This is a genomic window from Streptomyces sp. NPDC090077, from assembly GCF_044747545.1.
Classification (GTDB): domain Bacteria; phylum Actinomycetota; class Actinomycetes; order Streptomycetales; family Streptomycetaceae; genus Streptomyces.
This window is the reverse complement of record NZ_JBIVEG010000053.1, coordinates 1-23422: the sequence shown is the minus strand read 5'-3', so window position 1 is coordinate 23422 and position 23422 is coordinate 1. Positions and strand designations below refer to the sequence as shown.

General features: G+C 71.6%; 24 protein-coding genes. 14 read left to right on the top strand and 10 right to left on the bottom strand.

Annotated features, from left to right (window positions below; all coding sequences use genetic code 11):
• Window positions 1-511: 511 nt before the first annotated feature.
• From pstS to pstB, 4 genes are all read left to right on the top strand, one after another.
• Window positions 512-1651 (top strand): phosphate ABC transporter substrate-binding protein PstS, encoded by a 1140-nt coding sequence (gene pstS, locus ACIPW5_RS38940; protein ID WP_401255977.1) that lies wholly within the window; start codon window positions 512-514, stop codon window positions 1649-1651.
• Window positions 1652-1776: 125 nt separating this feature from the next.
• Entirely contained in the window at window positions 1777-2766 is a 990-nt protein-coding gene (gene pstC / locus ACIPW5_RS38935) for a phosphate ABC transporter permease subunit PstC (RefSeq protein ID WP_401255974.1), read from the top strand.
• Window positions 2766-3848 (top strand): phosphate ABC transporter permease PstA, encoded by a 1083-nt coding sequence (gene pstA, locus ACIPW5_RS38930; protein WP_401255971.1) that lies wholly within the window; start codon window positions 2766-2768, stop codon window positions 3846-3848. The genes pstC and pstA overlap by 1 nt, the downstream gene beginning before the upstream one ends.
• A gap of 30 nt (window positions 3849-3878) precedes the next feature.
• A complete protein-coding gene (gene pstB / locus ACIPW5_RS38925) occupies window positions 3879-4655 on the top strand; it encodes a phosphate ABC transporter ATP-binding protein PstB (protein ID WP_401255968.1) in 777 nt (258 codons plus the stop codon).
• A 116-nt stretch (window positions 4656-4771) separates the two neighbouring features.
• Here pstB and ACIPW5_RS38920 read toward each other — a convergent pair whose 3' ends face one another.
• Together ACIPW5_RS38920 and ACIPW5_RS38915 are read right to left on the bottom strand one after the other, a co-directional pair.
• Complete coding sequence (locus ACIPW5_RS38920; protein ID WP_401255966.1) at window positions 4772-5770, bottom strand: anion permease; 999 nt, start codon at window positions 5768-5770, stop codon at window positions 4772-4774.
• 5 nt (window positions 5771-5775) lie between these two features.
• The gene (locus ACIPW5_RS38915) at window positions 5776-6396 is read right to left on the bottom strand and encodes a DUF47 domain-containing protein (RefSeq protein ID WP_401255964.1); all 621 of its coding nucleotides are present in this window, start codon (window positions 6394-6396) and stop codon (window positions 5776-5778) included.
• Window positions 6397-6589: 193 nt separating this feature from the next.
• Between ACIPW5_RS38915 and ACIPW5_RS38910 the strand changes: the two genes are divergently transcribed.
• Window positions 6590-6904 (top strand): metal-sensitive transcriptional regulator, encoded by a 315-nt coding sequence (locus ACIPW5_RS38910; RefSeq protein WP_042801353.1) that lies wholly within the window; start codon window positions 6590-6592, stop codon window positions 6902-6904.
• Between the two features lie 58 nt (window positions 6905-6962).
• Here ACIPW5_RS38910 and ACIPW5_RS38905 read toward each other — a convergent pair whose 3' ends face one another.
• The gene (locus ACIPW5_RS38905; protein ID WP_401255961.1) at window positions 6963-7115 is read right to left on the bottom strand and encodes a hypothetical protein; all 153 of its coding nucleotides are present in this window, start codon (window positions 7113-7115) and stop codon (window positions 6963-6965) included.
• A 147-nt stretch (window positions 7116-7262) separates the two neighbouring features.
• Window positions 7263-8165 (bottom strand): hypothetical protein, encoded by a 903-nt coding sequence (locus ACIPW5_RS38900; RefSeq protein ID WP_401255958.1) that lies wholly within the window; start codon window positions 8163-8165, stop codon window positions 7263-7265.
• Between the two features lie 187 nt (window positions 8166-8352).
• Between ACIPW5_RS38900 and ACIPW5_RS38895 the strand changes: the two genes are divergently transcribed.
• Both ACIPW5_RS38895 and ACIPW5_RS38890 read left to right on the top strand, forming a co-directional pair.
• The gene (locus tag ACIPW5_RS38895; RefSeq protein ID WP_401255955.1) at window positions 8353-8526 is read left to right on the top strand and encodes a hypothetical protein; all 174 of its coding nucleotides are present in this window, start codon (window positions 8353-8355) and stop codon (window positions 8524-8526) included.
• Between the two features lie 91 nt (window positions 8527-8617).
• Window positions 8618-8860 carry a hypothetical protein gene (locus ACIPW5_RS38890; protein ID WP_401255952.1) on the top strand — a complete coding sequence of 81 codons (243 nt, stop codon included), beginning with the start codon at window positions 8618-8620 and terminating at the stop codon, window positions 8858-8860.
• A 103-nt stretch (window positions 8861-8963) separates the two neighbouring features.
• Here ACIPW5_RS38890 and ACIPW5_RS38885 read toward each other — a convergent pair whose 3' ends face one another.
• The 5 genes from ACIPW5_RS38885 to ACIPW5_RS38865 form a co-directional block, all read right to left on the bottom strand.
• Window positions 8964-9659 (bottom strand): phosphatase PAP2 family protein, encoded by a 696-nt coding sequence (locus ACIPW5_RS38885; RefSeq protein ID WP_401255949.1) that lies wholly within the window; start codon window positions 9657-9659, stop codon window positions 8964-8966.
• Window positions 9660-9862: 203 nt separating this feature from the next.
• The gene (locus ACIPW5_RS38880; protein WP_401255946.1) at window positions 9863-10882 is read right to left on the bottom strand and encodes an NlpC/P60 family protein; all 1020 of its coding nucleotides are present in this window, start codon (window positions 10880-10882) and stop codon (window positions 9863-9865) included.
• A 59-nt stretch (window positions 10883-10941) separates the two neighbouring features.
• A complete protein-coding gene (locus ACIPW5_RS38875) occupies window positions 10942-12681 on the bottom strand; it encodes a serine/threonine-protein kinase (RefSeq protein ID WP_401255943.1) in 1740 nt (579 codons plus the stop codon).
• A 49-nt stretch (window positions 12682-12730) separates the two neighbouring features.
• Window positions 12731-13522 carry a thioesterase family protein gene (locus ACIPW5_RS38870; RefSeq protein WP_401255941.1) on the bottom strand — a complete coding sequence of 264 codons (792 nt, stop codon included), beginning with the start codon at window positions 13520-13522 and terminating at the stop codon, window positions 12731-12733.
• Between the two features lie 60 nt (window positions 13523-13582).
• A complete protein-coding gene (locus ACIPW5_RS38865; RefSeq protein ID WP_401255939.1) occupies window positions 13583-14191 on the bottom strand; it encodes a LysE family translocator in 609 nt (202 codons plus the stop codon).
• 59 nt (window positions 14192-14250) lie between these two features.
• Here ACIPW5_RS38865 and ACIPW5_RS38860 point away from each other — a divergent pair, with 59 nt between their 5' ends.
• The 7 genes from ACIPW5_RS38860 (at window position 14251) to ACIPW5_RS38830 (ending at window position 22712) form a co-directional block, all read left to right on the top strand.
• Window positions 14251-15066: a pentapeptide repeat-containing protein gene (locus ACIPW5_RS38860; RefSeq protein WP_401255937.1), complete on the top strand. Its 816-nt coding sequence runs from the start codon at window positions 14251-14253 to the stop codon at window positions 15064-15066.
• A 346-nt stretch (window positions 15067-15412) separates the two neighbouring features.
• Complete coding sequence (locus tag ACIPW5_RS38855; RefSeq protein WP_008742356.1) at window positions 15413-15721, top strand: hypothetical protein; 309 nt, start codon at window positions 15413-15415, stop codon at window positions 15719-15721.
• Window positions 15722-15822: 101 nt separating this feature from the next.
• Window positions 15823-16638, top strand: coding sequence for a hypothetical protein (locus ACIPW5_RS38850; protein ID WP_401255934.1), 816 nt, complete (start codon window positions 15823-15825; stop codon window positions 16636-16638).
• Entirely contained in the window at window positions 16628-18019 is a 1392-nt protein-coding gene (locus ACIPW5_RS38845; RefSeq protein WP_401255931.1) for a hypothetical protein, read from the top strand. Before ACIPW5_RS38850 ends, ACIPW5_RS38845 begins: the two co-directional genes overlap by 11 nt.
• Window positions 18016-19575, top strand: coding sequence for an SCO6880 family protein (locus ACIPW5_RS38840; RefSeq protein ID WP_125818745.1), 1560 nt, complete (start codon window positions 18016-18018; stop codon window positions 19573-19575). Before ACIPW5_RS38845 ends, ACIPW5_RS38840 begins: the two co-directional genes overlap by 4 nt.
• Before the next feature lie 18 nt (window positions 19576-19593).
• Window positions 19594-21012: an ATP-binding protein gene (locus tag ACIPW5_RS38835; protein ID WP_401255927.1), complete on the top strand. Its 1419-nt coding sequence runs from the start codon at window positions 19594-19596 to the stop codon at window positions 21010-21012.
• A 2-nt stretch (window positions 21013-21014) separates the two neighbouring features.
• The gene (locus ACIPW5_RS38830; protein ID WP_401255924.1) at window positions 21015-22712 is read left to right on the top strand and encodes a type VI secretion protein; all 1698 of its coding nucleotides are present in this window, start codon (window positions 21015-21017) and stop codon (window positions 22710-22712) included.
• On the opposite strand, the gene ACIPW5_RS38825 is transcribed toward ACIPW5_RS38830, so the two are convergent.
• Window positions 22709-23263, bottom strand: coding sequence for a GNAT family N-acetyltransferase (locus ACIPW5_RS38825; protein ID WP_401255921.1), 555 nt, complete (start codon window positions 23261-23263; stop codon window positions 22709-22711). The two genes, ACIPW5_RS38830 and ACIPW5_RS38825, sit on opposite strands and share 4 nt — an antisense overlap.
• Between the last annotated feature and the right edge of the window lie 159 nt (window positions 23264-23422).

The following is a 23422-nucleotide window of genomic DNA, read 5'->3' as shown; positions in this document are numbered from 1 at the left end:
GTCCGGGCGCAGCCCGGGGAACGGGCGAAGGGCGGGTAGGGGACCCAGCCCCGCGCAGCGGCACCACCGGCTCCCGCCCACCCCTCCACCCCTCCACCCGGCGCCGCCCGCCCAGGTCTGAGACGCTGGACCGGACGGCCCGAGGGGGCCGAGGGGGCCGCGGGGGCGGCCCGCCCCTCCCCGCCCGCCCGCGGCCGGCCACCGCCGAAATCCGGCCACCCCGCCCGGCCAGGGCCCCGGCCCCGCGATGGTAACGGCGGCATAACGGGTGGATAACGCCCGATTGCGCCCGGGTACAAACCACCCCATCCGCACCGGGCCGTCCGCCATGGTTCACCCCCCGTTCACCAAGCGCGGTCGACCGCTTCACCTGTTCTGCCTAATTTCGGTAGCGCAGGGTGCGAGCCGATCGGGAAAACGCGGCGCCGCACCACGGCAGCCCCGTAGTCCTCTTCGCACGCCGCCCCGATACAGAAAGCGGCCGGCGGCTCCTCGGAAGGAACACCCGAAAGTGAAGCTTCAGCGCAAGAACCGGCTTCGTGCCTCCGCCCTCGGGGCGCTCGTCGTGTCCGGCGCCCTGGTCCTCACGGCGTGCGGTTCGGACGACAACACGAAGACCGGTGCGGACGGCACCCCGAAGGCCTCGGCCCCGGCGCCCGGCGACGTCAAGTGCGACGGCGCCAAGGGCAAGCTCCTCGCCTCGGGCTCGTCCGCGCAGAAGAACGCGGTCGACCTGTGGGTGAAGAACTACATGGCCGCCTGCTCCGGCGTCGAGGTGAACTACAAGTCCTCCTCCTCCGGTGAGGGCATCGTCGCCTTCAACCAGGGCACCGTCGGCTTCGCCGGCTCGGACTCGGCGCTGAAGCCCGAGCAGGTCGAGGACTCGAAGAAGATCTGCACCGGCGGCCAGGGCATCAACCTGCCGATGGTCGGCGGCCCGATCGCCATCGGCTTCAACGTCTCCGGCGTGGACAAGCTGAACCTGGACGCGGCGACCCTCGCGAACATCTTCAACGACAAGATCAAGAAGTGGGACGACGAGGCGATCAAGAAGCTGAACCCCGGCGTCACGCTTCCCTCCACCGCCATCCAGGCCTTCCACCGCTCCGAGGACTCGGGCACCACCGAGAACCTGGGCAAGTACCTCAAGGCCGCCGCCCCCGACGCCTGGTCCTACGAGGCCGCGAAGAAGTGGCCGGCCCCCGGTGGCCAGGCCGCCTCCGGCTCCGCCGGTGTCGCCTCCCAGGTCAAGGCCGTCGACGGCGCGATCGGCTACTTCGAGCTCTCGTACGCCACCTCGCAGAACATCAAGACCGTCGACGTCAACACCGGCGCCGGCACCCCGGTCAAGGCCACCCCGGAGAACGCCTCCAAGGCCATCGCCGCCGCCAAGGTCGCCGGCACCGGCTCCGACCTGGCCCTGAAGCTCGACTACGCCACCAAGGCCGAGGGTGCCTACCCGATCGTCCTGGTGACCTACGAGGTCGTCTGCGACAAGGGCAACAAGGCCGAGACCCTCGGCACCGTGAAGTCCTTCCTGGAGTACACCGCCTCGGACGCGGGCCAGAAGGTCCTCACCGAGAACGGCTACGCGCCGATCCCGGCCGAGATCAACACCAAGGTCCGCGAAGTCATCAAGTCGCTGGCCTAGTCCCTCCCCGCCCGCCCGGGCCGATCCGCTGATCGGCCCGGGGCCCGGGCCTTTCCCCCTCCACCCGGGGGATATCCGGTGCACCGCCGCCAGGGGGCTCGCCCCCCACACAGACCGGAAAGACCATGGCTTCCACCACACCCACCCACATAGACGCGGCTCCGCCGGTCTCCCAGAGCGGAAGGTCCACCGGCCGCGCCGGTGACAAGATCTTCGCCGGGCTCTCCAAGGGCTCCGGCATCCTGCTCCTGGTGATCATGGCGTCGATCGCCGCCTTCCTCACCTACCGGGCCACCATCGCCCTGTCGAAGAACGAGGGGAACTTCCTCACCACCTTCGACTGGAACGCCTCGGCCAACCCCCCCGTCTTCGGCATCGCCGTCCTGCTCTTCGGCACCGTCGTCAGCTCGATCATCGCGATGGCCATCGCGGTCCCGATCGCCGTCGGCATCGCCCTGTTCATCTCGCACTACGCGCCGCGCAAGCTGGCCGCGCCCCTCGCCTACGTGGTCGACCTGCTGGCCGCCGTGCCGTCGATCATCTACGGCATCTGGGGCGCCCTCTTCCTGGTGCCGCAGCTGAACGGGCTGAACCTCTGGCTCGACGAGTACCTCGGCTGGACCTACGTCTTCGAGAAGACGCAGGTCGGCGTCGCCCGCTCGCTCTTCACCGTCGGCATCCTGCTCGCGATCATGATCCTGCCGATCGTGACCAGCGTCAGCCGCGAGGTCTTCCTCCAGGTCCCGCGCATGAACGAGGAGGCCGCCCTGGCCCTCGGCGCGACCCGCTGGGAGGTCATCCGGATGTCGGTGCTGCCCTTCGGCCGCTCCGGCGTCATCTCCGCCTCCATGCTCGGCCTCGGCCGCGCGCTCGGCGAGACCATGGCCGTGGCCACCGTCCTCTCCCCGAGCTTCCTCATCTCGCTGCACGTCCTGAACCCGGGTGGCGGCACCTTCGCGCAGAACATCGCCGCGAAGTTCGACGAGGCCAACGAGTTCGGCCGGGACGCGCTCATCGCCTCCGGTCTGGTCCTCTTCCTGCTCACCCTGCTGGTCAACGGCGCAGCCCGCCTGATCATCGCCCGTCGCAAGGACTTCTCGGGGGCGAACGCCTGATGAGCCACGCACTCCAGGACCAGCGCCCCGTCCGGGCCCGCAAGTCCTCCTCCCCCGCCGGCCTGACCCGCGGCGGCCTGCCCCGCTGGGCGCCGGCCGGCACCGCCGTCGCCTCCGCCGTGCTCGGCAGCGTCATCGGCCTCGTCTTCGACCTGCACAGCAAGGTCCAGTGGGGCCTGATCGCGGCCCTGCTGTTCGTCGCGATCACGTACACGTCCAGCGCGGTCGTCGAGAACCGCCGCCAGGCCAAGGACCGCGTCGCGACCTCCCTCGTCTGGGTCTGCTTCGTCCTCGCGGTCGTCCCGCTGCTCTCGCTGATGATCACCACCGTCAGCCGCGGCATCGAGGCCCTCGACGGGGACTTCCTGAGCCACTCCATGAACGGCGTGACCAGCTTCGAGGAAGGCGGCGGCGTCTACCACGCCCTCCTCGGCACCCTGGAGCAGGTCGCCCTCGCCACCCTGATCGCGGCGCCCATCGGCCTGCTGACCGCCGTCTACCTGGTCGAGTACGGCAAGGGCAAGCTCGCCAAGGCCGTCACCTTCTTCGTCGACGTGATGACCGGCATCCCCTCCATCGTCGCGGGCCTGTTCATCCTGACGACCTGGAACCTGATGCTCGGCTTCGGCCCCTCCGGCTTCGCCGGCGCGATGGCCCTGTCGATCCTGATGATGCCGGTCGTGGTCCGCTCCACCGAGGAGATGCTCAAGCTCGTCCCGAACGAGCTGCGCGAGGCCGCCCTGGCCCTCGGCGTGCCGAAGTGGCGCGTGATCCTCAAGGTCGTGCTCCCCACCGCCATCGGCGGCATCTCCACCGGCGTCATGCTGGCCGTGGCCCGCATCGCCGGCGAGACCGCGCCGATCATGCTGCTGGTCTTCGGCTCCCAGCTCATCAACGGCAACCCCTTCGAAGGCGCCCAGTCCTCGCTCCCCCTCTACATCTGGGAGCAGTACAAGGTCGGCAGTGAAGCCTCCTACGACCGGGCATGGGCCGCAGCGCTCGTCCTGATCGCCTTCGTCATGATCCTCAATCTGGTGGCCCGCGGCATAGCCCGCTGGAAGGCCCCGAAGACCGGTCGCTGACGCGACCGAATGAAAGCGAAGTGACCCCTCATGGCCAAGCGAATCGACGTCAGCGGCCTCTCCGCCTTCTACGGCACCCACAAGGCCATCGATGACATCTCGATGACCGTGGAACCCCGCTCCGTGACGGCCTTCATCGGCCCCTCCGGCTGCGGCAAGTCCACCTTCCTGCGCACCCTGAACCGCATGCACGAGGTCACCCCCGGCGGCCGCGTCGAGGGCAAGGTGCTGCTGGACGACGAGAACCTGTACGGCCCCGGCGTGGACCCGGTCGCGGTCCGCCGCACGGTCGGCATGGTCTTCCAGCGCCCGAACCCCTTCCCCACCATGTCGATCTTCGACAACGTGGCGGCGGGCCTGCGCCTGAACGGCAGCTACAAGAAGTCCGAGCTCACGGACATCGTGGAGCGGTCCCTGAAGGGCGCCAACCTCTGGAACGAGGTCAAGGACCGCCTGAACAAGCCCGGCTCCGGTCTCTCCGGCGGCCAGCAGCAGCGTCTGTGCATCGCCCGCGCCATCGCGGTCGAGCCGCAGGTCCTGCTGATGGACGAGCCCTGCTCCGCCCTCGACCCGATCTCCACCCTCGCCATCGAGGACCTGATCGGGGAGCTGAAGGAGCGCTTCACGATCGTCATCGTGACCCACAACATGCAGCAGGCGGCCCGCGTCTCCGACCGCACCGCCTTCTTCAACCTCGCCGCCGTCGGCCAGCCGGGCAAGCTGGTCGAGATCGACGACACGGACCGGATCTTCTCCAACCCGTCCGTCCAGGCGACCGAGGACTACATCTCGGGCCGCTTCGGCTGAACCGCCGAACCCCGCCTGAACGTCCTGCGGTGCTGCATGGCGGTGCCACCGCAGGGCGAAAGAAAAGGGCCGGCTCCCCCTGGGTGGGGGGAGCCGGCCCGCTTTCACGTCCGCGCTCAGACGAACGCCAGGTTCACGATCCAGAAGCTCACCGCTGCCACCAGGGCCGCCGCCGGCATGGTGATGAACCAGCCGAGGATGATGTTCTTGGCGACGCCCCAGCGGACCGCGTTCACCCGCTTCGTCGCGCCCACACCCATGATCGCCGAGGTGATCACGTGGGTGGTGGAGATCGGCGCGTGGAAGAGGAACGCCGAGCCGAACATGATCGAGGCACCGGTGGTCTCCGCCGCGAAGCCCTGCGGCGGGTCCAGCTCGATGATCTTGCGGCCGAGCGTGCGCATGATGCGCCAGCCGCCCGCGTACGTGCCCAGCGACAGCATCACGGCACAGGCGATCTTCACCCACACCGGGATCGGGTCGCCGGCATCCGACACGTCCGCGATGACCAGGGCCATCACCACGATGCCCATCGTCTTCTGGGCGTCCTGGAGGCCGTGGCCGAGCGCCATGCCCGCCGCCGAGACCGTCTGCGCGATGCGGAAGCCGCGCTTGGCCTTGTGCGGGTTGGCCCGCCGGAACATCCACAGGATGACGACCATCACCAGGTAGCCGACCACCAGGCCGACGACGGGCGAAACGAACATCGGGATGACGACCTTGTCGACCACGCCGGTCCAGATCACCTCGGTCCCGCCGGCCAGCGCCGCGCCCACCATGCCGCCGAACAGCGCGTGCGAGGAGGACGAGGGCAGCCCGAAGTACCAGGTGATCAGGTTCCAGACGATCGCGCCGATCAGGGCCGCGAACAGGATCCACATGCCCTTGTTGCCGTGCGGCGTCTCGATCAGGCCCTCACTGACCGTCTTGGCGACCCCGCTGCCGAGGAAGGCACCGGCCAGGTTCATCACGGCGGCCATCGCCAGCGCCGCCCGCGGGGTCAGGGCCCGCGTCGAGACGGAGGTCGCGATGGCGTTCGCGGAGTCGTGGAAGCCGTTCGTATACGTGAAGCCGAGCGCGACACCGATGGTCACGACCAGCGCAAAGGTGTCCACGAGGTTCAGGACTCCTTGACGGCGATGGTCTCCACCGTGTTCGCGACGTGCTCGAACGCGTCGGCGGCCTCTTCGAGGACGTCGACGACCTGCTTGAGCTTCAGCACCTCGATGGCGTCGTACTTGCCGTTGAAGAGCTGGGCGAGCAGCTTGCGGTGGATCTGGTCGGCCTGGTTCTCGAGCCGGTTGACCTCGATCCAGTACTCGGTGAGGTTCTCCATCGTCCGCAGGTGCGGCATCGCCTCGGCGGTCAGCTCGGCCGCCCGCGCCAGCACCTCGATCTGCTGCTCGACGCCCTTCGGCAGTTCCTCGATGTTGTAGAGGACGACCAGGTCGACCGCTTCCTCCATGAAGTCCATGATGTCGTCGAGCGACGAGGCGAGGCTGTAGATGTCCTCGCGGTCGAACGGCGTGATGAAGGAGGAGTTCAGCTGGTGGAAGATCGCGTGCGTCGCGTCGTCCCCCGCGTGCTCCGCCGCCCGCATCCGCTCCGCGATCTCGGCCCGGGCGGAAGGATCCGCTCCGAGCAGTTCCATCAGGAGCTTGGAGCCCGTGACGATGTTGTCCGCGGATGCGGCGAACATGTCGTAGAAGCTCGTCTCCCTGGGGGTCAGACGAAATCGCACGTGAGGTCCTCGGGGTGCATTGGATTCGGTCAGGCTGATGCTAGGCGCATCCCCCGGCCACGGCTAACCGGCCGTTCCCCAGTGTCCTCCATCAGGCAGAGTGGGCGTTACGGACCCCTGTCCCCCCGGCCTGGGCGAAGTACCCTATACCCATGAGGGGTATAACCCCTCTTTCCGGACCACGGGAGGACCGATGACCACCATCGAGGCGGAAGGCTCCGGAGCCGTCCACGGCTACCACCACCAGAAGGACGAGCACCTCAAGCGGCTGCGCCGGATCGAGGGCCAGATCCGTGGGCTCCAGCGCCTCGTGGACGAGGACGTGTACTGCATCGACATACTCACGCAGGTTTCGGCCAGTACGAAGGCCCTCCAGTCCTTCGCCCTCCAGCTGCTGGAGGAGCACCTGCGCCACTGCGTCGCGGACGCCGCGGTCAAGGGCGGCACCGAGATCGACGCGAAGGTGGAGGAGGCCACGAAGGCCATCGCCCGCCTGCTGCGCAGCTGACGACCGGACCCGCCGTCGGCACCCCCCGGACGCGGTCCGGGGGCATGGTCCCCGCGGATTACGGGCAGACGCTCATCAGCACTTCGTCGATCCGGTCCTGGCTCAGCCGCTCCTCGGCCGCCGTCGAGGCCGCGATGATCAGCTCACCGCACAGCTCGATCTCGGCGAGCGCCACGTGGTCCTGCACCGTCATGCCGCCTGCGGGAGTCACGCGTGTCACCTCTCTCTGCCGTCCTCGCCCGTCGGCGCTCGGCATCCCAGCCTAGGGAGCGGGCCCCGCGCCGCGCATGACACGGATGGACCATTTCCGGATAGCGGGGCCATGGCCCGGAGGCACCGCTTCACCCGGCCCGGTCGGCTACTCGGCGATCTTCCCGGCGTAAATGTCCCCGCTTGGGGGCAATACGACGGTCACCGGGGTCCCGAACCCGTAGAGCAGCGTGGTCGAGGAGACATCGATCACGCCATTCTTGACGTAGGTGAAGCGGTGCACGACCTTGCGCAGCCGCCCCTCCTCGTCGAGGTAGACCTCGAACGGGACGCTGTCCTTGCTGAACCCTTTCGCCGCCGCCTCCAGGGCCCCCTTGACACCGGGCGACGCGCTCCGGGCGGCCCGCGCGATGTCCGTCGTCCCCTTGTAGTGGTGCACCTTGGTGCCGGACAGGTCGCTCTCGCCGACGTACGTCACCTCCTGCGCGCCCCGCAGCAGCTCGGCCGCGGCCACCGGATCGGTGGCGCCGCCGGTGACGAGGTTCCCGTCGGAGAGGGTGGTGGTGTCCAGCCGGACCCACTTGTCGTCGGGGACGCCGGCGCCGCGGTTCTTCATGTAGAGCGCGCCGGGGACGAGCAGCTCGGTGATGGGCCGGTGCTCGGGCTCCCCCTTCACGTCGGCGGGGAGCATCACCAGCAGCTGGCCCATCCGCTTGCGGAAGTCGACCCCGCCCTCGCCCCGGATGGTGACCCGGGTCCCGCCGGTCGCCATCTCCATCGCCGTACGGGTCCGCGCGCTCCCGGCGGCGGTCAGCGCGTCGGCGGCGCCGCGGACCACGGCGGTCGGGTCGCCCGGCGGCCGCTCGTCGCGGACGCCCTCCACGCTCCCGGCGCCCTTCGCGGCGCCTCCGCCCGGCCCGCCGCCGCCGTCGGTGCCCGTGCCGCTCGCCGCTCCGCACGCGCTGAGCGCCGCGACGGCGACCGCCGCACAGACGGCGAGCACCGCCTCACCCGCACGCCTTCTCCGCCGCCTGTGCTGGTGCACCACCATCGCCTGCCAACCCCCAACGCGTGACCGCTGTTTGCCCGAGGCCCCCACCCGCTCCGGTTAACGAGGTCCGGGGTTTCCCGTAACGGGCGGCCGAGTTCCGGGGGCCGTACCGGACGCGGCCGGACCCGGGTACCGTGGAGGGGTGGAACCGCACACCAAGGCGACTCCGGTCGCTCCGTTTACCGCTGTGCCCCTTCCGGGAGACCACGCGGAACCGGCTCAGCCGCCCGTCGGCCACTCCACCAGCACCGCGGAACGCGGCTCGTTCTGCCTGGCCGTGTGCAGCTGCGGCTGGACGGGTCCGGCCCGCCGCTCCCGCGACCTGGCCCGCAGGGACGCCACCAGACACACCGCGGCCTAGCCCCCGTCGTCCTCCCCTCCCGCCGTCCTCCCCTTCCTCCGTTCGGACTTCCCGGCTGGCCGGGGGCCCCGGGAGCGGTTGCGCTGGTTCCATGCCAGGTACCGCACGCTCCCTCGCCGCCCTCCTGTGGGCGCTGCTGCTCGCGCTCACCCCGGCCGCGGCGGCCTGGGCCCGCCCGGTGGGCACGGCGGACGGGCCGGCCGACGTGGCGCTGGCCATCGGGGTCACCACCGCCGCGGCCGTGGCGACCGGGCTGTGGCTGCGCTCCCGCTACCGCCGCGACGGCACGGAGGCGGAGCATCCGGGCGGGCGCGGCGAGGGCGGCGACCCGTGACCCCGCGCTTCCGGCCGACGGCGGTACGACTGTGCTTCGGCGCGGCGGGGCTGTGCCTGCTGGTGGCGCTCCTGCTGGCGATCCTGAACCCGTAGGGGCCCCGCTACGCCGCGAGGTCGCTCTCGGCGGGCCGCTGCGGCAGCTCGACGGGGCGGGCCACCACGCGCTCCCGGGCGCGTACGAGCACCCCGCACCGCGGCGACCGGGCGACGGCCCTGACCACCGGGGCGAGCGCCGCCATGGCGAGCGGGGCGAGGAGCAGGACGACGGCGGTGCCGAGCGCGAAGCCCCCGATGACGTCGGTCGGGTAGTGCACGCCGAGGTACACCCGGCACAGCCCCTCGGCGAGCGCGAGGCCGATCCCGACGAGCCCGAGCCGGCGGTTGACGAGGAACACCCCGACGCCGAGGGCCATGGCGAGGGTGGCGTGGTCGCTGACGAAGGAGAACCCGGAGCCGGGCGCGCCCGCGCCGCCGAGCACTTCGAGGCCGTCGTGCTGGAGGAACGGCCGCGGCCGGGCGACGAATCCGCGCAGCGGCACGTTCACGAGGAGGGCGACACCGGCGGCGAGCGGGGCCCACACGAGCGCGGCGAAGGACTCGGCGGCGGTCGCCTCGTCCTGCCGCCTGGCTCCGCGCCAGCACCACAGCACGAGCAGGACCATGGCCAGCGGCAGTCCGTACGATCCGGCGAAGGTCACCGCCCGGTCGAACCAGCCCGGGGCGTGCCGGGAGAGGGCGTTGATCCCGTACAGCAGGCTGACATCGACGTTCGGCCCACCGGTCGTGAGTCCAGCCATGCGCCACGGCCCCTTGCCTGCCTAGGTCCCCTGCGGGCGCACGACGGTGTGCGCCCCCTTCAGCCCCCCAGCCGATCGATCCCCCGTGTTCATGGAACGCCCGTTCTGCCTGGGACGTTCCACTCTCCACCGAATGATCACTCCAACGTTATCCAAGAGAGACTCATCCCCGCAGCTCAGGGCCTGCGCTTCACAGAGAGTCGCTAGGGCTTGGGAGTTGCTCCCGACCGCTCCGGAAGGGCCGCAGCGCCGTCCTTGGTCACCCGGGTCGCCCCGAAGTAGTCGGGCGTGTCGATCTTGTCGAAGCGGATGACCGCGCCGGTGAACGGGGCGTTGATCATGTAACCGCCACCCACGTACAGCCCGACGTGCCGGATCTCCCGAGAGTTCGTCAGATCGTCGGAGAAGAACACCAGATCACCGGGGAGCAGTTCCCCGCGCGAGGGGTGCGACCCGGCGTTGTACTGGTCGTTGGCCACGCGCGGCAGCTCGATGCCCACGCTCTCGTACGCCGCCTTGGTCAGCCCGGAACAGTCGAACCGCCCGTTGTCCGCGGCCGTCCCGTCCCCACCCCACAGGTACGGGGTCCCGAGCTGCTTCTGCGCGAAGTACACGGCCCCCGCCGCCTGCTGGGCCGGGGCGACCCGGCCGACGGGGCGCGCGAAGCTCTTCTCCAGGGAGCGGATGGCCTTCACGTACCCCTGGGTCTCGCTGATCGGCGGCACGCCCCCGGCCTTGATGACGCGGTAGGGACCGGCGTTGTAGGCGGCGAGCATATTGTCCGACCGATCGCCGGGCACCTGCGCGACGTCCTTGGCCAGTTGGCAGTCGTATGTGGCCGCCGACGGGATCGCGTCCTTGGGATCCCAGATGTCCCGGTCCCCGTCACCGTCGCCGTCGACCCCGTACGTGGCCCACGTCTCCGGGATGAACTGGGCGATGCCCCGCGCGTCGGCATGGCTGAGCGCGTCGGGCTTCCAGTTGCTCTCGGTGTACAACTGCGCCGCGAGCAGCGCAGGATTGAGCGCGGGGCAAAGGTTTCCCCACCTCTCCACCAGCGGCTGGTACACCGCCGGCACCGCACCCTTCACCAGCCCGACCGCGCCCTGTCTGGCGCCGTTCGCGATGCCCGCCGCCGCCGAATAGGTGCCGACGACCAGCAGCGCGACGAAGGTCAGGCACACGCCGATCCCGATCCCGCTTGCCACCCAGAACTTGCGCACCCGTCAACACTGCCTCATGCCGCGTCGCCTGACAGTGCATTCGCCGGTCTGTCCGCGCACTATTTCACCGGAAAGCCGGTGCAGTAGACGCTGCTGTACTCCTTGACCCCGCGGACCCGGTAGATCAGCACCGTCCAGTCCCCCGGGTCGTTGGCGGTGGGGATGCCGGGGAACTTCTTGCGCGTCCCCGCGTTGTCGACGAGTTCGGTGGCGAAGTCGTCCGGGTACGTGAGCTCCACGGTGCCGCCGGCCGCGACCTGGAGGTCGACCGGCTTGCTGGTGTACCCGATGCTGTGGTTGTAGTCGCGGACGGACTCGAAGGGCCGCTGGCTGCTCTCGTCGATCTCGTGCGGGGGCTTCACCCCGACGGAGACCGCGTAGGGGCCCTGCTCCGTGTTGTGCCCCTTCAGGAACAGCGTGATCTTCACCTTGCCCGTCACCGTCTGCGCCTTCGGGTCGTCGGCATCGACGGCGGACGCCAGCAGGAACTCCGCCCGCTCCTCGTTGGGCAGGTTGCAGGCCCCCGTGGTGCTGCTCCACAGGTCCCGCGACACCTTGTTCGGCTCGATGTGGTCGGGCACCGCACCCGCACCGCCGCTCGGCGCGGACGCGGACGCGGCCGGCGCGGACCCGGACGGCGCCGAGGGGGCCGGCTGAGAGGGGCTCCCGTTCCCGGCCGGGGTGGTCTGCCCGCTCGGCGGGGCGGCCGCCCGGCGCTCGCCGCCCTCCTCGTCCCCGCCCTGGGTCAGCAGGTACCCGCCCGTGACCAGGCCGCCCGCCACCAGGCCCGCGACGGCCGCCACCGCCCAGCGCGGAGCCTTCCGCGCACCCGTCGCGGCCGGAGCCGTCGCCGGAGCCGCCGGCGGCGCGTACGTCGGCACGTAGCCGGCCTGCACCGCGGCGAGCCCCGGACCGATCGTCGACGGCAGCCCCGGCACCTGCGCCGCCCCGCCGCCGGCCGCCGTGAGCGCCGCGTACACCGGGTCGTCGACCAGCGCCGCGTCCACCCCGCAGCGGCGGATGACCTCGGCGAGCGCGGGCCGTCCGGCCGGATCGGTGGTCACGCAGGCCCGGATCAGGGCGGCGAGTTCCGGCTCCACGCCCTCGACGTCGATCTCGCCGTGCACCGCGCGGAAGTTCACCGCCGTCGGCTCCCCGATGCCGTACGGGGCCCGCCCCGTGGCCGCGTACGCCATCGTGGCGCCCAGGGCGAAGACGTCCGCCGCGGCCGCCACCTCGCCGCGCAGCAGCACCTCGGGGGCCGTGTAGCCGGGGGTGCCCGGGGCGGTCCCGGCCTGCGTCAGGGCCGTCTCGGCCACGCCCTTGGCGATGCCGAAGTCGATGAGCTGCGGGCCCTGCGCGCCGAGGATGACGTTCTGCGGCTTGAGGTCGCGATGGGTGACCCCGTACGCGTGCACGCTCGCCAGGCCCTCCGCCAGCGCCGCGAACAGCCTGCGGCAGGAGGCGGCCGGCAGGGCCCCGTACCCGCCCACCGCATGACTGAGCGTCGGCCCCGCCACGTACTCGGTGGCCAGCCAGTACGGCGGGGCCGCCAGCGAGGCGTCGATCAGGTTCGCGGTGTAGGCGGAGCGGACCGCGCGGACCGTCTCGGCCTCCCGACGGAACCGTGCCAGGGCCTCCGGATGCCCGGTGATCTCTTCCTTGATCACCTTGATGGCCACCAGGCGGCCGCCCGGCGACCGCCCGAGGTACACCTGCCCCATGCCCCCGGCCCCCAGCCGGGCCAGCAGCGTCTGCGCGCCGATGTGGGCGGGGTCGGTCTCTCTCAGGGCCTCCATTCGGACGAGGGTGCCACACCGACTTCCCTGGCCGGAAAGGGGGTTGTCCTCAGCGCTCGGCCACGTACAGGCTCTGCGCCCCGCGCCCGATCGGCCCCTTCTCGTCGTGCAGGCGGGAGTCCGCGAGGCCGATCCCGGCCGCGTCCACGCTCGTACGGGCCTCCACGCACACCCACTCGCCGACCGGGTGGCGGTGCAGGTGGACGGTGAGGTCGCCGTTGACGAAGACGAACCGGCCGAAGTCCATCACCGCGCTGATCCCGTTCCCCGAGTCGGCCGCCACCAGCACCCGGTCCAGCGGCCGGACCTCCTCCCCCGCCACGAGCGGCACCCGCATCCGCATCCAGCAGGTGCCCGGCCCCGGCTCGACGAAGGCGCCCTCCGTGAACCGGGTCTCCATCGAGGAGTGGTAGCCCGTCTCCCACGGCACGGGGAAGAACGGCGTCACCCCCACCTCCCCCGGCGGCGGCAGCAGCTCCCCCGGGACCACCGCCGGCACCGGCTCCGCGGCCACCCGGATCCGCAGCGCCCGCGCCAGCATCACCGGCGCCCCGCCCACCGGGGCCAGCGCCGCCTCGACCACCTCGGTGCCGCGCCCGGAGCGCAGCACCGAGGTGGTCACCTCCAGCTCCCCGATCGGCACCGGGCGCAGGATCTCGTACGTGATGCGGGCGATCCGCATGTCCTCCCGCGCCCCCGGCCGCTCCTCGACGGCCCGCCCGAGCAGGGCGGCCGGCGGGCCGGCGTGCTGGGAGCCCGGGTCCCACGGCCCGCGCGTCGCCTCAGTGGCCAGGAAGCGGCCTTCGCCGAGCCGCTCGTAGAACCCGTCTTCAGCATCCATGCCGCCGCACGCTACCCACAGGTAACCCGGGGCACCAGACCCTCCGTACCCTCCCGCGCCTCAGCGCGCGAAGCCCAGCCCCACCCCCAGGCCCACCAGCACCGAACCGATCGCCCGGTTCAGCGCCTTCTGCGCCTTCAGCATCCGCTCCCGCAGCCGCGCGTTGGAGAAGAACAGCGCCACCGCCCCGAACCACACCAGGTGCGCCGCGGCCATGAACAGCCCGTACCCCGCCTGCTGCCACCCGGACGTGCCCGGGTCGACCACCTGCGTGAACGTCGACACCACGAACAGCGTCGTCTTCGGATTCAGCACGTTGGTCAGGAACCCCGACCGCAGCGCGCCCACCCGCGTCAGCCCCGGCCCCGCCTCCAGGTCCACCGTCAGCTCCGCCCGCGCCCGGAACGTACGGATCCCGATCCACACCAGGTACGCCGCGCCCGCCAGCTTGATCGCCGTGAACAACGCGGTCGACGAGGCGATCAGCAGCCCCACCCCGAGCATCGTGTACGACACGTGCACCAGCACCCCGGCCGCGACCCCCGCCGCCGCGAACAACCCCGTGGGCCGCCCGTACAGATAACTGTTCCTGACCACCATCGCGAAGTCCGCACCCGGACTGATCACGGCGAGCAGGGTAATGACGGCAACTGCGATCACTTCTGTCATGAACGCGATGCTCCCCGCCCCCTCCGCGCGGATCAAGGGACTCCGGAGACAATGAAGAGGTGTCCACCACCGCACTGCCCCTCCTCCAGGCCGACTGCTCGAACTGCTTCGCCCTGTGCTGCGTCGCCCTGCCCTTCGCCAAGTCCGCCGACTTCGCCGTGAACAAAGCCGCCGGCACCCCCTGCAAGAACCTCGCGCAGGACTTCCGCTGCGGCATCCACACCCGGCTGCGCAACCAGGGCTTCCAGGGCTGCACCGTCTTCGACTGCTTCGGCGCGGGACAGCAGGTCTCCCAGGTCACCTTCGAGGGCCGCGACTGGCGCACCCACCCCGAGACCCGCTCGGCGATGTTCGAGGCCTTCCCGGTCATGCGGCAGCTGCACGAGCTCCTCTTCTACACCGCCGAGGCGCTCACCCGCCCCGCGGCCGCCCCCGTCCACCCGGCCCTGCGCACCGCCCTCGCCAAGACCGAGGCCCTCACCCGCGCCGACGCCGCCACCCTCACCGCCCTCGACGTCCCGGCCCTGCGCCAGGAGATCAACACCCTGCTCCTCGAGACGAGCGAGCTGGTCCGCGCCAAGACCCCCGGCCGCAAGAAGAACCACCGCGGCGCCGACCTGATGGGCGCCCGCCTCTCCGGCGCCGACCTGCGCGGAGCCAACCTCCGCGGCGCCTACCTGATCGCCGCCGACCTCAGCCGCGCCGACCTGCGCGGAGCCGACCTCATCGGCGCGGACTTCCGCGACGCCGACCTGCGCGGAGCCGACCTGCGCGACGCCCTCTTCCTCACCCAGGCCCAGGTCAACGCCGCCCGGGGCACCGCCGACACCCGCATCCCCGCGCACCTCACCCGCCCCGCGCACTGGGCCGCGTAACTCCCCGCACCGGCACGGACGGGCCCCACCCCGGCGCCCGCCCGACGCCCATGCGCCCCGCACGCCTCCGTACGCTCCCCCACCGCCCCGGCCTCCCCCCATTAGCCCGAACGGCCGCCCCTCACACGGCCCCGCGCACGCCGGGCCGACAATCATTGCCCGGGGTCACCCCCCGTGATACACAGAGTGACCTGCTCAGGGTGCGCATACGGGGCGCGGGCCGAGAGAACGGGTAAAGAGACCGGCCAAGTCGGCGACGGCTCGGGTTTCATCAGCGAAGATAGTGCGTGACCCATGCCGTCGGGCACGGGCTACCGGAACTACCCATACAGGGGCGGTGAGTTACATGATCCTGGCAGCCGAAAAGGGCGACATCACCACCATCATCGGCGGAATCGCCCCGAACTGGGGGCCGTTCGGCAGTCTCGGCAACGAAGCGAAGGTCATGATCGAGGTGGTCATGGCCGTGGCGATCCTCCTGTGCCTCGGCATCGCCATCTGGGGCGCCGCCAAGCAGCGCATCGGCGCGACGGCCCTGCGCGACACCTTCAGCGCGGAACAGGGCAAGGGCCTGATCGTGGCCGGCCTCACCGGAGTCTTCATCATCGGCTCCCTCGGCACCCTCTTCACGATCGTCTACGGGATGGCCGTCTAGCCGGACCGCAGCACCCGGCCGCACCCTGATGAGGAATCACCACACCGCGCCTGAGCGGGAACGAGCGCTACCGTCGAACGACGCGGAGGGGCGGACACGCAATGAGCAACGACGACCAGTACGACGGGGTCGGCGGCACGGGCCAGACCCGCACCCGCCTCCCGGACCCCCCGTCCGACGGGTACGGCGGCCCGCGCCGCACCCCCCGCTCCTCCCGCGGCCTGATCACGGTGGTCGGGGTGGTCGTCCTGCTCATCGCCGCCATCGCCTTCGCGAACCGCTCGGGCGACACCCCGGACACCACCACGGCGGACAAGGCCCCGGACACCACCTCGACGGCCCCCACGGGCACCACCCCGGTCACCACCAAAACCGCCGGCATCCCCAAGGGCTTCGCCCACGACGAACAGGGCGCCCAGTCGGCGGCCGCGAACTACGCGGTCGCGCTGGGGTCGGACGGCATGCTCAAGAAGGACGTGCGGCACGCCCTCGTCGACGCCGTCTACACCCCCGAGGCGGCCGCACAGCGCAAGGGCGCGCAGGACGCCGCGTACAGCCCCGCCTTCCTCGCCACCCTCGGCCTCGACGCGAACGGCAACGCCCCGCAGGGCAGCACCTTCGTGACCCGCGCCGTACCCGTCGGCACCCGCGTCGAGAGCTACGGCCCCGCCACCGCGAAGGTCGCCGTCTGGTACACGGGCCTGGTCGGGATGTCGGGCGCCAAGTCCACCACCCCGGTCCGCACCACCTGGAAGACCTGGACGTTCGAACTGACCTGGGCCGGGGACGGCTGGAAGGTCACCTCCGACAGCCAGCAGGACGGCCCCGCCCCCGTACCCGGCGACGTCGCCGCCTCCACGTCCGACGACATCAGCAAGGCCGTCCAGGAGTTCGGAGGGTTCACCTATGCCCGGTAGCCGCCGCCCCGACAGCGCCACGAGGACCGGCCGGGGCCTGCGCACCGCGGGCGCCCGCACCGCCGCCGCCCTGGTCTCCCTGCAGACGGCCCTGGTCCTGCTGTCCGCCCGGGCCTACGCCGCCCCCAGCCCGAACCCCACCCCGTCGGGCACGCCCTCCGGCACTCCCTCGGGCACGCCTTCCGGCACCCCGTCACCCTCCAAGTGCGAAGGGGTCATCGGCCCGCTCAAGGAGGACTGCGAGCGCCAGGCGGGCAACGCTCCCGGCAGCACGCCCAACACCGGCCTCTCCCCGGACAGCCCGGCCGACGCCATCAACCCCCTGGCCTCCCTGGCCAAGGGCTGCGCCGAAGCCGCCGCCTGGATCGTAGGCAAGCTCAGCGAAGCCGTGAAGTCCACCGCCAACGTCGACTTCACCAACCCCGCCTTCCTCCAGCAGTACGCCGTCGTCTTCGCCGCCTCCACCGTCCTGACCCTCGTCCTGTGGCTGCTGGCCGTCGCCAAGCGCGCCATCCGCGGCGTCCCCCTCAGCACCGCCCTCTCCGAGGCCATCGGCTTCCTCTGGCTGACCGTCCTCGCCTCCGCCTTCACCCCGCTGATCCTCTACACCGTCGTCTCCGCCACCGACGGCATCACCGAGGTCATCGCCTCCGCCACCGGCAGCCAGACCGACGTCTTCTTCGGCTCCTTCTCCGAAGCCCTCAAGAAGGGCGAGGACATCGGCGGCGGCCCGATCATGCTGATCGTCGTCGCCCTCGTCACCGTCCTCGCCGCCGGCGTCCTCTGGCTGGAGCTCGTCATCCGCGCCGCCCTGCTCTACGTCGGCGCCCTCCTCGGCACCGTCGTCTACGCCGGACTCGTCGACCGCAACATGTGGGGCCACGTCCGCCGCTGGGCCGGCATCATGATCGCCGTCATCCTCGTCAAGCCGGTCATCGTGATCGTCCTCGGCCTCGCCGGCGCCCTCGCCGGCGACAAGGGCCCCAACGCCTTCTCCGCCGTCGTCTCCGGCCTCGCCATCATCCTCCTGGCGATCTTCGCCTCCGCGATGATCTACCGCTTCGTCCCCGGCTTCGGCGACGAGATCGCCTCCGCCCGCTCCAACCGCAAGCAGGCCACCGACGGCGCCCAGGCCGCCGCCGTCATCAGCTCCCCGGCCTCCCTCGTCTCCCAGGGCATCAAGACCCACAGCAGCCGCGGCGGCGCCCACCGCGCGAGCGGCGGCTCCGGCGGCGGCGACGCCAACCAGATCTCCGGAGGCATGGCCGCCCACAGCAGCCGCCGCTCCGGCAGCGGGACCGGCGGCGGAAGCGTCCCCTCCGCCGCGCCCCCGCCCCGCACTGGCTCGAGTACGAGGAACACAGGAGGTGACGGGCGTTGACGACCCAGTCCCACCAGCTCCACCCGGTCGCGCCCCGCCGCACGTATCTCATCGGCCGGGCCCGGCCGAACGCGATCGTCGGCAAGAACCGCGAAACCGGCGAAATCGCACTGATCATCACCGGCGCCTTCTTCGGCATGATGAGCGGCCTGCTCGTCCCCGACCTCACCCTCCGCATCGTGAGCCTCGTCGGCTTCCCGCTGCTCGCCCTCGCCGCCGTCTACGTCCCCTACAAGGGCCGCACCTTCTACCGGTGGTTCGAGATCAGCCGCAGCTACAAGCGCACCCTCCGCCGCGGCACCACCTACCGCTCCGGCGCCGTCGAAGCCGGCACCCGCGCCGCCGACGGCCGCGAGGTCGAGGTCGGCCCGCCCCCCGGCATCGGCCGCATCAACTGGCTCGCCGCCCCCTTCGGCCCCGACGAGATCGCCGTCCTCCTGCACGCCGACCGCAGAACCGTCACGGCCGCCATCGAGATCGAGGGCCCCGGCGTCGGCCTGCGCGACAGCGAGGACCAGGAAGCCCTCGTCGACCGCTTCGGCACCCTCCTCAAGCACGTCGCCAACGGCGACGGCTTCGTCACCCGCCTCCAGATGCTCGCCCGCACCCTCCCCGCCGACCCCGACGCACACGCCAAGGACGTCGCCCAGCGCGGAGACACCACGGCCCCCACCTGGCTGCGCGACTCCTACGACCAGCTCCAGTCGATGGTCTCCACCTCCTCGGAGCAGCACCGCGCCTACCTCGTCGCCTGCATGCACTACACCCGCGAACTCGCCGCCGAGGCCAACACCATCGCCCGCGCCGGCAGCACCAAGGGCCGCAAGCTCGACCGCGACGCCGGCCTCGCCATCGTCATGGCCCGCGAGCTCACCGACATCTGCGCCCGCCTCGCCGAAGCCGACATCCGCGTCCGCCAGCCCCTCGGCCAGGGACGCCTGTCCTCCCTCGTGCACTCCATGTACGATCCGGACCACCCCATCGACCACATCCAGGCCATGACCAAGCGCAACGCCTGGCCCGCAGAGCTCGACGCCGTGGAGCCCACCTACCTCCAGGCCAAGACCCGCGAATCCTCCACCCGAGCCCCCTGGTGCCACGCCACCGCCTGGGTGAAGGAATGGCCGATGACCCCGGTCGGCGTGAACTTCCTCGCCCCCCTCCTCGTCCACACCCCGGACGTCATCCGCACCGTCGCCGTCACCATGGACCTCGAACCCACCGAGATCGCCATCGAGCGCATGCTCACCGAGAAGACCAACGACGAGGCCGACGCCTCCCGCGCCGCCAAGATGAACCGCACCGTCGACCCCCGCGACATCGCCGCCCACGGCCGCCTCGACCAGAGGGGTGAAGATCTCGCCAGCGGCGCTGCCGGAGTCAACCTCGTCGGGTACATCACGGTGTCCTCGCGTTCACCCGAAGCCCTCGCCCGCGACAAGCGCACCATCCGCGCCTCCGCCGGCAAGTCCTACCTGAAGCTCGAATGGTGCGACCGCGAGCACCACCGCGCCTTCGTCAACACCTTGCCGTTCGCCACCGGCATCCGACGCTAGCTGGAGGGACCAGCCGCCATGCGAGATCCCATGTCCGCGCTGACGGACGCCTTCACCAGCTTCCTCTTCGGCAAGGTCGAGACCACCCGCCTGCCCGTACGCACCTCCACCGGCCAGGCCCAGGCCGTCTACCTGCCCACCGCGGCCCCCGGCCTCGGCGACTCCGGCGTGATCATCGGCCGCGAGGTGTACAGCGGCAAGGGCTACATCTACGACCCCTTCCAGCTCTACGGACAGCAGCTCCCGGCCCCCCACTGGCTGGTCCTCGGCGAATCCGGAAACGGAAAGTCAGCGCTCGAAAAGACCTACGTCCTGCGCCAGCTCCGCTTCCGCGACCGTCAGGTCGTCGTCCTCGACGCCCAGGGCGAGGACGGCGTCGGCGAGTGGAACCTCATCGCCCAGCAGCTGGGGATAACCCCCATCCGCCTGGACCCCATCGCCGCCAACGACGACGGGATCCGCCTCAACCCCCTCGACCCGGCGATCACCACGACCGGACAGCTCGCGCTGCTCCGCACCATCATCGAAGTCGCCATGGGCCACGGCCTCGACGAACGCTCCGGCTTCGCCCTCAAGGTCGCCCACGCCTACGTCGTCGACACCATCACGGACCGCCAGCCCGTCCTCACCGACATCGTCGAACAGCTGCGCCACCCCGAAGCCGAATCCGCCCAGGCCATGAACGTCGACATAGACGACGTCCGGGCCTGGGGCCTCGACGTCGCGCTCGTCCTCGACCGCCTCGTCGACGGCGACCTCCGCGGCATGTTCGACGGCCCCACGACCGTCGGCATCGACCTCGACGCCCCGCTGATCGTCTTCGACCTCTCCCACATCGACCGCAACTCCATCGCCATGCCCATCCTCATGGCGATCGTCGGCGTGTGGCTGGAACACACCTGGATCCGGCCGGACCGCAAGAAGCGCATCTTCCTCGTCGAAGAGGCCTGGCACATCATCAACAGCCCCTTCGTCGCCCAGCTCTTCCAGCGCCTCCTGAAGTTCGGCCGACGCCTCGGCCTGTCCTTCGTCGCCGTCGTCCACCACCTCTCCGACGTCGTCGACGGCGCCGCGGCACGCGAGGCCGCCGCCATCCTCAAAATGGCCTCCACCCGCACCATCTACGCCCAGAAGGCCGACGAGGCCCGCGCCACGGGCCGCGTACTCGGCCTCCCGCGCTGGGCCGTCGAAATCATCCCGACCCTCACCCCCGGCATCGCCGTCTGGGACGTCAACGGCAACGTCCAGGTCGTCAAACACCTGATCACCGAGACCGAACGCCCCCTCGTCTACACCGACCGCGCGATGACGGAGTCCTCCACCCCCCAGCAGCTCCCCGACGACCTGCTGGCCGCCGAACTCGAAGCGGAGGAACGAGCCCTGTACATCGAGCGCCAGCGGGGCTCCGGCCCCGGATCAGCGACCACGGTGGCCTGAGCATGCCCGACGCGAGACGTACGGAGCCCCCCGCGCGAGCCGGCGGCGTCCCCGACGGGGTACTCGTCGGCCTCCTGGCCTTCCTCCTCGGCCTCGCCGTCCTCGTCTGGTCGGCCACCGGCCTCGCGGCCCTCTTCACCAAGGGCGCCTGGCCGGCCACCGTCACCTTCACCCGCACCCCGGGGGCCGTCCGCGCCCTGATAACGCAACCCCACGACATCCCCGGCGCCTGGCCCGACACGGACCCGGCGGCGCTCTCCGGGTGGGGCCTGTTCTGGGGCCTGTTCATCAGCCAGCTCCTGGTCATGCTGGTCCTGACGATCTTCACGCTGGGCGTCGTGGCCCGCACGAAGGCCCGCCGCACACGGCACCGGCGCCCGGCCGAAGCCGGTCCTGAACCGGAACCCGAACTGGCACCGGCACCGGCACCGGCCCGTCCCCGGACGCAGCCGCCCACCCGCCCGGCGGCACCGACCCCCGCCTCCGCGCCCCCCGCCGACGGGACCCCGGCCGGCGACCGGGCCCCGCTCCACAGCCCGTCACACCCCCCGTCGCCCGCCCCGGCAGCGGCGGCCGCGCACGCCCCGGTGTCCGCACCGGCACCGGCCCCGGTCCCCACGCACGCCCCCGCCCGTCCGGCCCCCGCAGCCGTACCCGCGCCGGCCGCCGCCCCGCGCCGCAGGCCGAGCCCCGCCCGGTACAGCTCGCTCGGCGACACCCCCGCCCCGGCCAAGGACGCCTACCGCTACGGCTTCGGCTACGCCCCGGCCGGCACCCCGGCGGCCCCCCGCCTCGTCTACGGCGACCCGGCCGAACGCCGCCGCCTCGCCGCCCAGGCCCTCGCGGCCGCGGAGGGCGCCGCCCTGGTGGTCACCTCGTCCCCCGCCCTCTGGCAGGAGACCAAGGACGCCCGCGCGAAACTCGGCCCGGTCCTGCTCTACGACCCCTCGCACCTGTGCGACACCCCGGCCCGCATGCACTGGAACCCCGCCGACGGCTGCGCCGACCGGGACACCGCCGCCGCCCGGGCGGTCGCCCTGCTGGCCCCGGTACGCCCCCAGGCCCGCCTGGACAGCGCCCTCGCCGACACCGCCGAAACCCTCCTGCGCAGCTGGCTCCAGGCCGCCGCCCTGGACGGCCTCCCGTTCAAGCAGCTGGCCCGCTGGGCCCAGGGCAACGGCGCCCAGGACCCCGTACGCACCCTGCGCACGCACCCCCAGGCCGCCCCCGGCGCCGCCGGCGAGCTGGAGAACGCCCTCACCGCCCACCCCGAACGCCGCGAGCAGGCCCAGCAGCTGACGGCCCGGGCCCTGTCCTGCCTGACCTCGATCCACATCCGCGAGGCCTGCAACCCGAACCGTACGGATTCGCTCACCCTGGCATCGTTCGCCGCCGAAGGGGGCACCCTCTACGTGCTGGGCGAACCCCTGGAGGACCCCCGCACCCACCCGGGTGCGATGCCCCTCCTCACCGCCCTCGCCGCAGACGTGGTCGAGCACGGCCGCCGCATGGCCGCACGGTCATCCCGCGGCCGGCTCGACCCACCACTGACCCTGGTGCTGGAGGACGTGGCGGCCGTCGCCCCCGTCCCCCGGCTCCCGGAGCTCCTCCAGGACGGGACCCTGCCCCTCCTGGCCCTGTGCCGCAGCCGCGAACAGGCCCGCTCCCGCTGGCCGGAGTGGCCCGCCGACGCCGGTTAGGGCCGGGCGATCACGTACTCGTGCTCCTTCGCGGTCGGGTCGTCCGGCTTGGGGATCACCAGCCCGCTCGCCCGGAACCCGATCCGCCGGTAGAACCCGGCGGCCCGTTCGTTCTGCTCGTGCACGAAGAGCCGTACGCGTCCCAGCACCGGCTCCTCCCGGGCCCACACCCACTCCAGGGCCGCCTCGAACAGCGCGTCGGTGAGCCCGCTCCCCCGCTGCTCGGGCCGCACGAACACGCCGACGACGTGCCCCTGGTCGGCCTCGACGACCTGCTCCAGGAAGTCCTTGCCGCCCTCGGCCTCGATGAACACGGTCACGGACCCGTCCCACCGCCCGTCGGGCGCCTCGGCGATGAACTGCCGTACGAACACCCCCGCGGCGGCGCCGGCCGCCCGGTCCTGCCAGAACCCGTCGGGCTTGGCGGCGGCCTCCTCGACGCTCTCCAGGAACGCCATCGGCGCCGCGGGATCGCTCAGCGCGGCCAGCCGCAGTTCCTTGACCTTCTGCCATTCGTCGGCCCGCACGGGCCGGATCACGTGCTGTTCCATACGAGGCATCCAAACGCCCGCCCCACCACAGGTCAACGGCATTTCGAACCACGAAAAGCCCGTAAACGCAGAAAAGCCCCGCACCAGAAGGTGCGGGGCTTTCCCACAATGATTGTTCGGCGGCGTCCTACTCTCCCACAGGGTCCCCCCTGCAGTACC